This is a genomic window from Lysinibacillus sp. NPDC096212 (assembly GCF_044763105.1).
GTDB lineage: Bacteria > Bacillota > Bacilli > Bacillales_A > Planococcaceae > Lysinibacillus.
In genome coordinates, this window is record NZ_JBIWFQ010000003.1 from 130,224 (window position 1) to 141,948 (window position 11,725).

General features: G+C 39.2%; 12 protein-coding genes. 8 read left to right on the top strand and 4 right to left on the bottom strand.

Going from position 1 to position 11,725, the window contains the following annotated elements; genetic code table 11:
- Positions 1 to 28: 28 nt before the first annotated feature.
- Together ACIQ7T_RS04040 and ACIQ7T_RS04045 are read right to left on the bottom strand one after the other, a co-directional pair.
- Complete coding sequence (locus tag ACIQ7T_RS04040; RefSeq protein ID WP_370075964.1) at positions 29 to 571, bottom strand: GNAT family N-acetyltransferase; 543 nt, start codon at positions 569 to 571, stop codon at positions 29 to 31.
- Between the two features lie 17 nt (positions 572 to 588).
- Positions 589 to 1,413, bottom strand: coding sequence for a methyl-accepting chemotaxis protein (locus ACIQ7T_RS04045; protein ID WP_370075962.1), 825 nt, complete (start codon positions 1,411 to 1,413; stop codon positions 589 to 591).
- Between the two features lie 285 nt (positions 1,414 to 1,698).
- Between ACIQ7T_RS04045 and ACIQ7T_RS04050 the strand changes: the two genes are divergently transcribed.
- The 3 genes from ACIQ7T_RS04050 (at position 1,699) to ACIQ7T_RS04060 (ending at position 4,076) form a co-directional block, all read left to right on the top strand.
- Positions 1,699 to 1,995: a hypothetical protein gene (locus ACIQ7T_RS04050; RefSeq protein WP_402868774.1), complete on the top strand. Its 297-nt coding sequence runs from the start codon at positions 1,699 to 1,701 to the stop codon at positions 1,993 to 1,995.
- Positions 1,996 to 2,049: 54 nt separating this feature from the next.
- A complete protein-coding gene (locus ACIQ7T_RS04055; RefSeq protein ID WP_402868776.1) occupies positions 2,050 to 3,258 on the top strand; it encodes an MFS transporter in 1,209 nt (402 codons plus the stop codon).
- A gap of 146 nt (positions 3,259 to 3,404) precedes the next feature.
- Positions 3,405 to 4,076 carry a peptidylprolyl isomerase gene (locus ACIQ7T_RS04060; protein WP_402868778.1) on the top strand — a complete coding sequence of 224 codons (672 nt, stop codon included), beginning with the start codon at positions 3,405 to 3,407 and terminating at the stop codon, positions 4,074 to 4,076.
- A gap of 78 nt (positions 4,077 to 4,154) precedes the next feature.
- Here the strand turns inward: ACIQ7T_RS04060 and ACIQ7T_RS04065 are convergent, their stop codons facing one another.
- The gene (locus tag ACIQ7T_RS04065) at positions 4,155 to 4,937 is read right to left on the bottom strand and encodes an enoyl-ACP reductase FabI (protein ID WP_370075956.1); all 783 of its coding nucleotides are present in this window, start codon (positions 4,935 to 4,937) and stop codon (positions 4,155 to 4,157) included.
- Between the two features lie 705 nt (positions 4,938 to 5,642).
- Positions 5,643 to 5,891, bottom strand: coding sequence for a ferredoxin (locus ACIQ7T_RS04070; protein ID WP_053482601.1), 249 nt, complete (start codon positions 5,889 to 5,891; stop codon positions 5,643 to 5,645).
- Between the two features lie 107 nt (positions 5,892 to 5,998).
- On the opposite strand from ACIQ7T_RS04070, the gene ACIQ7T_RS04075 reads away from it, so the two are divergent.
- The 5 genes from ACIQ7T_RS04075 to ACIQ7T_RS04095 all read left to right on the top strand — a co-directional run bounded on the left by ACIQ7T_RS04075 (position 5,999) and on the right by ACIQ7T_RS04095 (position 11,497).
- On the top strand, positions 5,999 to 7,027 hold the full coding sequence (locus ACIQ7T_RS04075; protein WP_402868780.1) for a YpbB family protein: 1,029 nt from the start codon (positions 5,999 to 6,001) through the stop codon (positions 7,025 to 7,027).
- Positions 7,028 to 8,470 (top strand): RecQ family ATP-dependent DNA helicase, encoded by a 1,443-nt coding sequence (locus ACIQ7T_RS04080; protein ID WP_370075952.1) that lies wholly within the window; start codon positions 7,028 to 7,030, stop codon positions 8,468 to 8,470. It abuts the gene before it with no gap.
- A 230-nt stretch (positions 8,471 to 8,700) separates the two neighbouring features.
- Positions 8,701 to 9,498, top strand: coding sequence for a LysM peptidoglycan-binding domain-containing protein (locus ACIQ7T_RS04085; protein ID WP_370075950.1), 798 nt, complete (start codon positions 8,701 to 8,703; stop codon positions 9,496 to 9,498).
- A gap of 160 nt (positions 9,499 to 9,658) precedes the next feature.
- Positions 9,659 to 10,414, top strand: coding sequence for a metallophosphoesterase (locus ACIQ7T_RS04090; RefSeq protein ID WP_370075948.1), 756 nt, complete (start codon positions 9,659 to 9,661; stop codon positions 10,412 to 10,414).
- A 117-nt stretch (positions 10,415 to 10,531) separates the two neighbouring features.
- Positions 10,532 to 11,497, top strand: a complete 966-nt coding sequence (locus ACIQ7T_RS04095) for a YpdA family putative bacillithiol disulfide reductase (RefSeq protein ID WP_402868782.1) — start codon at positions 10,532 to 10,534, stop codon at positions 11,495 to 11,497.
- The last annotated feature ends 228 nt before the right edge of the window (positions 11,498 to 11,725 follow it).

The window sequence follows — 11,725 nt, forward strand, 5'->3', positions numbered from 1 at the left end:
ATATGATATCAGGTGGCTATTTTTGCCTCTATTTTTCCTTCCACTCACTAGCGAGTATGCCATAAGCAACGTGGTCAACATAATGATCATAAAGCCATTCTGCTGCACGAATCGTTCCTTCTTTTGTAAAGCCTAGTCGCTCAGGGATGGCACGGCTTTTTTCGTTGCCCGTAGCAGCACGAATTTCGACCTTATTGAGCTGTAAATCCTTAAAAGCATATTGTAATAATGCCTGTACAGTCTTTGTCATAATACCATGCCCTTGAGCCCCTTCGCTGAGCCAATAGCCAATAGCAGCGATTTTATTGCTATGATTGATCGTATTAAAGCCAGCAATACCAACGATTTCATTTCGAAAAATGATAACAAGAGAGAGGCTGCTTTTAGCTTCGTGTCCTTTTATACAGCCTTCTATATATGCCGTTGTATCGGCTACTTCTTTTGTAAAATCCAGCCACGGCAACCATTCACGTAAATATGCACGTGATGCATCTGTTAAGGCAAAAACAGCATTTGCATCTTCTAATTCGACAGTACGTAAAGATAAATCCGGGTTAATTGTAATTTGCAATATTCTTCACCTCTTTATTATTTTAAGGCGTTATGCATAAAGCCCTTCATTTCGTGACTAAGAACTGTTAACTCCTCGATAATTTCACTGAAATCTTGAACAAGCTGAGCCTGTTCGTTCGTTGCGTCATTGATTTGCCCCATATTCTGCTTAAGGTTTTCAAGGTTCCTATTTATATTTCGTAAGGAGGCTTCAATGTTTTCCGTGGCGCTTGATGTTTCGAAAGAGAGCTTTCTAACTTCCTGCGCTACGATATTAAAGCCAGCACCATGCTGACCTGCACGAGCCGCCTCAATAGATGCATTTAAGCCGAGTAAATTTGTTTGGCGAGAAATGCTTTTTATTAAATCTGTTACTTCATTTGTTTTCTCTGAATCTTCAAGGGCGTGCTGTGCTTGTTTGTTAATTTCCTCACTTGTTGCTGCTAATTCCTCTGAATGTGAGGCAATTGTATGTACTTTGTCCTGTAAGCTGTTTACAATGCTATCCATTGTCCCCATATAATCCTCGAGTTTAAGCTCATTGTCGATTGGAAGTCCAAATGCTAGAGCACCTACGACTTTACCATTTTCACGGATTGGAAATGAAAAAGCATTGATGGCCACTCCGTATACATCTTTTGGTATAACGACATCAGCGTTTTTTCCATTAAAGGCAATGAAAACATTTTGGTCATTAGCATTTACCTTTTGTCCATCTTGATAGCCTGAATCTACACGTTTGCCAGCTAAATATTTTACAACTATTTCACTTTCCTTCTCGACGACAGCCACAATTGCCTCTTCCTTTAATGCAAGGTGGATATAAGGTACTGAAAGGGCTAAAGCTTCAATAATGTTCATGAAAATTCCTCCAAGTCTGTGCAACGAAAATAGTTTAGTCATCGGAGCTTTTTGCCAATGATTGCTAGATGATTACTTTTACTGTAACACAATATTTGCCAACTCAAAATAGATAAAAACTACATTTATATGAAGAAAATGTGATTTTAGTCACGGTAATATTGTCAAATGAAATAATGCACTCAACACTAAAAATAGTGGGCTCATCATCAAATGTTGTGGATGACATTTGTTAAAACGTATGCCAAATAGATAGGTTGATTGGAGTGGAGACTGGGCGACTCCTTGGGGATTAGCAATAGAGGAACGAAGGCTAAAACCATCACGTCCTGTGATAACGCCTTCGTGACCAACCTCGTGTTGGCCCGAGACCCTGGAGCGCAAGCGAAGCGGCTCATCGGACGCCCCCAGGAAGCTCTGCTCTGCGCGAAAGCGAAGCGGCAGCAACAATTGGTTTCTGTAGCGAAAGCAAAGCGGCAGCTACAAAGCGCCCAGTCGGAACGGAAATCAACAACACGTTATGGCAATGATTCAAATGGTGGCAAATTTGTCTATTTTTTGACAAGTTATCGTGTGTTTTGAAGATCATTGTATTAGAATAATAGTAGAATTGGAAGAACGTAAGGAGAGAGAGAAATGGGTTACATTCAAAAGGGGACAAAGGCGTTTCATAAAGCAAACTGGGCTTTATTTTTAGCAGGCTTTATCACCTTCGCCAATTTATATGTATCACAGCCATTATTACCAACGTTTGCGAAGGAGTTTCATGTATCACCAGCTGTTGCGAGTTTAACGCTTTCTGTGACAACCTTTGCATTATCCATAAGTATGATTATTGTTGGCTCCTTATCAGAGGCATGGGGCAGGAAATCTTTGATGACGATTTCTATTTTGGGGGCATCAATTATTACACTTGCACTAGCCTTTTCCCCTAATTTTGAAACGATACTAGTGTTACGTGTAATACAGGGAGTTGTTTTTGCAGGATTGCCGGCAATTGCGATGGCTTATTTAGGGGAGGAAATGGATCCTTCTAGTTTAGGGATTGCGATGGGTTTATACATAAGTGGTAATTCGGTAGGTGGGCTTAGTGGACGAGTGATTATTGGTACAATAACGGATCTTTATAATTGGCAGGTAGGGATGATTGTACTGGGTATCATTAGTCTTATGATTAGCGTGTTATTTATCTGGATGCTACCAAACTCCAAGCATTTTTCAGCACGTCCATTACAGATAAAATCATTGGTGACATCTCTTTTACAACATTTAAAGGACCCATCTATGCTTTGCCTTTTTGGTATTAGCTTTGTATTAATGGGAAGCTTTGTGACTCTTTATAACTACATTGGCTTTAAATTGATGGCGCCGCCTTATAATTTAAGTGCCACGATTGTTGGTTGGATTTTTGTGATTTACTTAGTAGGTACATTTAGCTCTGCTTGGTTCGGTAGTCTAGCCGATCAATATGGCCGTCAAAAGATGCTGTTATTGTCCATTACAATCATGTTTATAGGAGCGATTTTAACATTAAATGGGCTACTTAGTTTGAAAATTATAGGGATTACAATCTTTACATTTGGCTTTTTTGCAGCACACTCGATTGCCAGTGGCTGGGTAAGTAAACGGGCCACTCATGATAAAGCACAAGCCTCTTCTCTCTATTTATTTTTCTATTATTTTGGTTCAAGTGTTGGAGGAACAGTAGGAGGGGTATTCTGGATGCATTACGGCTGGGGAGGCGTTATTGTTATGATTGCTGTATTTTTGGTCGTTGCATGCTTACTATCCTTTTTGTTAAAGGGGATTATTGCTAAACAACAACGCATTGCAGCAAGGCACTAGAAATAGTATTTTTTTGCTTAGCTTATTTACTTTCTCGGCCGCATCCATAAGTATAGCCTTCTTCATTAATTATTATAAAAATGATTTGTCGTAAACTATCTGATAGTATAATGAGTAGACTGGTGATCAAGAGGAGTTGAAAGAATATGTTCGCGCGTTATAAAGGATTTTTTACTGTCTTTGCTTTTTTGGCGGTAGCATTTGTTTTGACGGGTTGTGGAGCTGCTAAAGACAGTGGGCAATCGGAAGGAAATACGGCAAAGAAAACGGAAGAAAATGTGGATTATTCATCAAAGGTGAAGGAAAATCCAATTGTGACGATTACGATGAACAATGATGAAAAAATCGTAATCGAATTAGAACCTTCTACCGCGCCGAATACGGTAGCTAATTTTATTTCCTTAGTTAAAAAAGGTTTTTACGATGGTCTTATTTTCCATCGAGTTGTCCCTGATTTTATGATTCAAGGTGGAGATCCTTCAGGTAATGGTACGGGTGGGCCAGACTATTCGATAGAAGGTGAGTTTTCATTAAATGGTTTTAAAAATGATTTAAAGCATGAACGCGGTGTCATTTCAATGGCTCGTTCGCAGGATCTGAATTCTGCGGGATCTCAATTTTTTATTATGGTAAATGAAGCATCACATCTTGATGGCGAATATGCTGCCTTTGGAAAAGTAATTGAGGGGATGGAAACAGTAGATGCTATAGCTACTTCTGAACGTGAGGGTGAAAAACCTTTAAAAGATCAGCAGATGAAAAAGGTAGAAGTAGATACAAAGGGCTTTGATTATCCAGCCCCAAAGGTACTAAAATAACAGTTGTGAAATTCTGAAGTACAATACGAAACAAAGAAGCATGAGAGATTAATGATGATCTCCCATGCTTCTTTGTGTTTAACCCATAATATTGTAGCCAGCGTCGATGTAAATCGTTTCGCCTGTCACACCGCGTGATAAGTGAGAAAGCATCACGATTGTCATATCTGCCACTTCGTCTTGTTGAACATTACGTTTTAATGGGGCTGTTTCTTCGATTTTGTGTAAAATTGTATTGAATGAAGGAACGCCTTTTGCAGCAAGTGTGCGAATCGCGCCAGCAGAAATCGCATTAACGCGAATATTATCTTTACCTACATCTGCAGCAAGGTAGCGCATAGATGCCTCTAATGCCGCTTTCGCTACACCCATGACATTGTAGCCATCAAGGACGCGCTCTGCTCCTAAGTAACTCATTGTTACGATAGAGCCACCCTCAGTCATATAAGGATGTGCGGCTTTTGCTGCTGAAATAAGGGAATAGGCGCTAGTATCTTGTGCAAATGCATAACCATCACGAGTTGTATCTAAGAAGCGATTGTGTAAATCTTCTGCATTGGCAAAGGCTACTGAATGCACGATGCCATGGATAACGCCTACTTTTGTACCGATTTCATCGAAAGCTGCTTTTGTGCTCTCGTCGCTGTTGACATCACATTGTACGATCAGTGAGTCAGATTGTTCGATTTTCTCTAATTGCATTTGTAATTTTTTTAATGAACGTTCTTGGCGATAGGTGAAAATAACATTTGCACCTACGTCAAATAAACGTTTTGCGATACCCCAAGCAATACTTCGATCGTTTGCCACACCCATAACTACAATATTTTTATCTTTTAATTGTAATAAATTATCCATCATCTATAAGAACCCCTTTACGAAATAATATCTGTTATTAGTACCAACTACTAAAATCTTATCATACATAAAAAATGGTTGCAATAACAAGATGAAAAGACTGACAAACTTTACATTAGAAAATAAAAAAATTCATCTCTGCTATGTTAGAGACGAATCTAGTAGTTGTTATTTTTGCTACAAGATTTTTAAATTAATAAAAATGGTATAAGAATCTGTTACTAAGTTATTCGTATGAGAAAATTGGCTCATCACCAAAGTTGTGAATGACATTTGTTAAAACATATGCCAAGTATTAGTTGATTGGAGTGGAGACTGGGCGACTCCTTGGGGATTAGCGATAGAGGAACGAAGGCTAAAACCATCACGTCCTGTGATAACGCCTTCGTGACCGACCTCGGTGCTGCTGACGCTGCGTTAGCACTACGCTTTCGCGCAAAAAACATCTGTTGGCCCGGGACCCTGCAGCGTAGCGGATGTTTTCTGTGCGAAAGCGAAGCGACAGCAACAAAAGCGGCTCAGCGGACGCCCCCAGGAAGCTCTGCTCTGCGCGACAGCAACAAAGCGCCCAGTCGGAACGGAAATCAACCACACGTTATAGTGATGAGCCAAAGAATTAACATGTAATTTAATTTTGGTGTTTGTAACGTGAGGAGATAAAAATAAAGGCACCCAGTTAAGGATGCCTTTAAAGATACGTATGAAAGACTATTCGAATTTTAATGAGTCGCCATCAAAAGTTTCATCTGCTACTTTAATTGAGTCAGTTGGGCATCCTTCGAAAGCATCTTGCATGTCTTCTAGTAGATCTTCTGGAACTTCAGCAGTTCCCATGTTATCATCTAAAATAACGAAGGCAATCCCTTCATCATCATAATCATAAATATCTGGTGCTGCGGCTCCGCAAGCGCCACAAGCGATGCATGTATCTTTATCAACAATTGTGAATTTAGCCATTTTTTTTTCTCTCCTTTTACATGTTCCTACAAAGCTTCATACTCATTTTAAAGATGTTTATCTTACATTTCAACATAAATACTATTAAATTGGAGGAATTTGCGTCTATGTTTCATCAAATTTTATTGCAAATCTTTCAAAAACTAAATAACGAACGAACAATTTCTGCTGCTTATCATGTATTAAGAGGAAAGCGCTCAGGTCAGACTATTCAAGACATTGGCCTATTTCAGTTACATAATTATTTTGGGCTATTACCTAAGTTACCTAGGAAGACATTTGATGAAGCCGTAAATTCGTTTTTACAGTATAGTTGGTTAACTATGCAAGAATCTGGTCACTATTCCATGAAAAAGCTAGGTTTACAGCGAGCAGAGCAGACATCTGATTATTTATTTGACGGGTGGCACTATAGGGGAAATGAGCATATATTTTTTGCGAGGTTCTCGTTAATTGTACAAAGTTTATCCTATCAAAGCGCTGGAGTTCGTTCTTTTTCTCCAATAAGTAGGGATACGAATATTCAGTCTTGGGTTCGTACATTTTTAGTCGAGTCTAACTTTCAAGATGGGCATTTACAGCAGCAATTATTGGAGGAATGTGAACGCGCGCTTTCCGTGTTACCCTTATCAGATGCCAACAAACAGCTTGTCCTCTATCGGTTGAGTGGTCATAGTTTACCAGGATGGACGTGGCAGCAGCTTGCGAGTGAACGTCAGGAAACAGTTTTAGATTGTCAGTTAGCGTTTATAGAATTGCTACATACATTATTAAATGAAGTTCATCAGACAGATGATTATCCGTTACTTGGTAAAGTGGCAGAAGGATTAAGAGTCAAAGCATTACTAACCGATTCAGCGCAGCAAACAGCACATTTTTATGAGCAGGGCTATTCAATTGAACAGATTGTGCAAATAAGGAGACTAAAACAAAGTACAATCGAGGATCATTTGGTGGAACTAGCCATGAACGAACCGAACTTTTCGATTGGTCCATTCGTCTCATATGAAGAAGCGGAAAAAGTTTGGCTGGCATCGAAACACTATCAAACAAAAAAATTGAAAACATTGCATGAAGTAGTTGAAGGTATGAGTTATTTCCAGTTAAGGCTTGTCCTCGCGAAAGGAGAAGTATAGATGGAGCTTGAACAAACATTGACAAAGTATTTTGGCTATACAGCATTTCGTCCAGGCCAGAAAGAGGTCATTGAAGCCATTTTAGAAGAAAAAGATGTTATCGCTTTATTACCAACTGGAATGGGAAAGTCACTTTGTTACCAACTATCAGGATATATCCTGCAGAAGCCAGTATTAATTGTTTCTCCTTTGCTTTCTCTAATGCAGGATCAGGTAGAGGAGCTAAAACGCTTTGGTGAAAAGAGGGTAGTTGCCTTAAATTCATTTTTAACCGTAAGTGAAAAACGGTATGTATTACATTTTTTAGAGCAGTATCGTTTTATCTTTACGTCACCAGAGATGCTTTTACAGCAGCAAGTTCAAGACAAGCTTTCACAAATGCAGTTAGGTCTTATCGTCGTGGACGAGGCACATTGTATTTCTCAGTGGGGCTTTGATTTTCGGCCAGATTATTTACGAATTGGACAATGGTTTTCACAAGTAAATCGTCCACCGATTTTAGCATTATCGGCGACTGCGACGAATAAAGTAGTCAATGACATACGAGATACATTGTCGCTGGATACACCATTTGAGTTTTTGTACAATGTGGATCGGCCAAATATTCATCTTGGGCGTGTCGTATTTGAGGATAGGGCAGATAAAACACACTGGATTATGCAACATGTTAAAGAAACGGCAGGACCGGGTATATTATATATGTCCTCGCGGAAGCGTGCTGAACAATATAGCGAAGCGCTTATACAGGCTGGTATACGAGCGGCAGCTTATCATGCAGGCTATGGTGCTGATGACCGTCAGTTTATTCAGCAACAGTTTATTGACGGGGAACTCGACTGGATTGTGGCTACGAATGCTTTTGGAATGGGTATTAATAAGTCAAATATTCGTCAGGTTATCCATGAAACGCTGCCTGCTAATGTAGAAAATTACATGCAGGAGATTGGTCGTGGAGGTCGTGATGGTCAACCAGCGCTCGCAATTTTACTTTATAGTGAGGGTGATGAGGAACTTGCGAAATTTGTTGTAACAGGCGATTTGCCAACAGCTGGTCATGTTGATCGTTATCAGGAACTATTAAATCAACAAGTACAGCCTTCACAAATGTTGAAAAATGGAGAGCTGAGTGAGACCGCTTTTCGAGTGCTTGATTACTGGCTACAACAAGAAACGATGGAACAAGTTAAAGTGCGTTTAAATCATTTAGCACTGGAAAAGTATCGTGCTGTCGATAAAATGCATAAAATGACTCAGACAAAAGACTGTATTCGCACACAGCTAGTCGGGTATTTTGGGCAAAAATTGCTGAAAAAACCAGAAAACTGTTGTGAAAATTGTGGAATCCATTATGATGAAATCAATAAGGTACGCTTAAAAGAAGAGAAGAAAATAGAAATGATTCCATGGGAAAGTCGGCTAAAGCAACTCTTAATGGGTTGTTAAAGGTTCATCACCAAAAGTTGTGGATGACATTTGTTAAAACGTATGCCATATAATAAGTTGATTTCCGTACCGACTGGACGCCACCAGGAAAGTGCCCGGTCGGAACGGAAATCAACCCCACGTTATGGTGATATGTCCTTTTTAGACTATAACTGACGGTCATTTACTTTTTTCGCAATATTCGTCATAATAGAATGATAGAAAGCGTAGTAAGGTTGGAGGAACGGCGAATGAGTAAAGAAGATTATCGCGATAAAATCGAAGAACATCGTCAATCTTTTGAAGAAGAACAAAAAGAACAGCAAGCTTTATCTAGGGTTTCAAGAATGAAGAAAAATGGAAATGACAATAAAAAGCCAAGTAATACAAAACGAAAACCGCCATTAATGACGATTCTTTTTGTAATTTTTATCTTAATTCCATTATCGATATTAGTCTATTTTTTAAAATTCTATGAACCTGGAACAACAATTGAAGAGGCTGAAAAAAAATCTTCGGATGAAGTTGTAGAATTTGACGATTCAGGGGATGAAGGTAAGTTAGCTGTGTCAACTGACAAAAACAAAGCAAAAGAAGACGATAAAGCAAACAAAGATAAAACAGACAAAGATAAAACAGACAAAGCAAAAGAGCCTTCTAAGAAAGACGCTGAGAAATTAGCAGCTGAGCAGAAGGCAGCTGAGGAAGCGAAAAAGGCCGAAGCAGCCAAGAAGGCAGAAGAAGCTAGAAAAGCCGAGGAAGCTAAAAAAGCTGAGCAAGCTAGAATAGCACAAGCAGAAGAGGCTAGAAAAGCGGAACAAGCACGAAAGGCCGAGGAAGCGCGTAAAGCTGAGGCAGCACGCAAAGCAGAAGAAGCAAAACAAGCCGCAAGTGCAAGTACTCATACAGTAAAAGCAAATGAAAATCTATATCGTATTGCATTGAATCACTACGGTGATGGCAGTGAAGCAACACTAGCGAAAATTCGTGCAGCAAACGGTATGTCTTCAAATAATGTAATGATCGGGCAAGTGATTAAGCTACCATAAGAAAAGCGGGTGTCATTCTTTGGCAATGATGTTTTTCTAGTATAAAATAATGGACAAACGTTAACACCAAATATGGTTGAGGCGTACGTCTGATTTAGTGAAAAGGCGATTCTTCATTATAACGAATCGTCTTTTTGCTTTCGTAAGGAGATGTGAAGGAATGATTTATTTTGGACTATTTGTTTTAGTAGTCATCGCGTTCCTGCTTTATATGTTGAAGGTGGCACATGAAAATAATGTTTTACATCATCAATTGTTATTAAAGGGTGAACAGGAAAAAATCCGACTATTTTTTATTTCGGATACACATTTACGCAAAATTAATCGCCAGATGATTGAACAGTTAGATGGTCAATTTGATGCTGTTATTATTGGTGGAGATTTTGCAGATGGACGCACACCTATTCAACGTATTCATGACAACCTAAAGTTATTAACTCCTTTAGGACCAACTTATTTTGTATGGGGGAATAATGACAGAGAAGTAGGTGAAGGACGATTACGAAGTATTTTGCAGGAACATGGTGTTCAGATCATCGCTAATGATGCTGTATTACTACCTAAAAAAAACCGCTTTTGGCTAAATGCAATTGAAGATACATCTACAATGAAATATAGCTTTGATGAAGCATTTGCAAAGGTAGGAGAGAAAGACTTAGTTGTTTTCATCTCACATAACCCTGGCGTTTTTGCAAGAGTCCGTGCAAAATTTAGAGCAGATTTAATGATTGGTGGGCATTTACATGGTGGTCAAATTAGAATTGGTCCATACGGTGTGCATCCTAATGGCTCTTATCGGGAGCGTGAGGGTGTGATGACGTTAGTAAGTAACGGCTATGGTACGACATTATTACCTTTTCGGCTTGGTGCGAGACCACAGTGTCATATTATTGACATTGAAATTTCGGGTAAATAAACAACCAAAACTCGATAGAAGGCGTATAATGGAAACGATAAGGATTAATTCGGTAAAAGCCCGATTAAGTAAAGTATTAGCAAATTGCTGATACAAAGTTGATAGGAGTGTCAAGAAATGCAGCAAGTAGATGCAATTATTGTTGGAGGAGGCCCATGTGGTTTAGCAGCAGCAATAGCCTTGCAAAATATTGGATTAAAGCCAATTGTCATTGAAAAAGGCAATATCGTAAATGCGGTATACAATTACCCTACGCATCAAACTTTTTTTAGTACGAGTGAACGACTAGCTATTGGTGATGTTCCCTTTATTATTGAAGGTCGTAAACCAAAGCGAAATCAAGCACTAGTTTATTATCGAGAAGTTGTACGTTTGAAAGCTATTCAAGTAAATCGCTTCGAGAAAGTAAATAGCGTTGTAAAAAATGGAGCGGTGTTTACAGTAACGACAGATAAAGAGGTCTATACAACACCTTATGTTGTGATCGCAACAGGCTACTATGACCATCCGAATTATTTAAACATCCCAGGTGAAAAATTGCCAAAAGTCTTCCATTACTTTAAAGAGGGACATGAATTTTTCGATACTGATGTTCTCGTAATAGGTGGGAAAAATTCGGCAATAGATGCAGCGCTTGAGTTGAATAAGGCAGGAGCTCGCGTCACTGTTGCCTATCGTGGTAGTGAGTATTCACCTAGCATCAAGCCATGGGTTTTACCAGAATTTGAAGGTGTAGTACGAAATGAAGAAGTCCAAATGCATTTCAATACAAATATACTGGAAATCCGAGAGCATGAAGTCGTAGTAGAAATTGATGGTAGCAAGAAAACTTTTAAAAATGATTTTGTTTTTGCTATGACAGGCTATCATCCAGATCATTCATTTATTCGAGCAATGGGTGTCTCTATTGATTATGAAACGGGTCGTCCTTTCTTTAATCCAGAAACTTTGGAAACAAATGTAGAAGGATTATTTATTGCGGGAGTTATTGCAGCTGGAAATAATGCTAATGAAATTTTTATTGAAAATGGCCGTTTCCATGGCGATTGTATTGCAAAGACAATTGACAAAAGAGCAAAATAGCAAGAGGAGCTGTATGAGCATGTAAGCTTATACAGCTTTTTTTAAAACGTCGGATAGAAGGGCAAGAGCGACGGAAAGAGATTGAGGCGACGGATAGAAGGGTCAGAGCGACGGATGAAAGAGCCGAAGCGACGGATAGAAGGGCAAGAGCGACGGAAAGAGATTGAGGCGACGGATAGAAGGGTCAGAGCGACGGATGAAAGAGCCGAAGCGACGGATAGAAGGGCA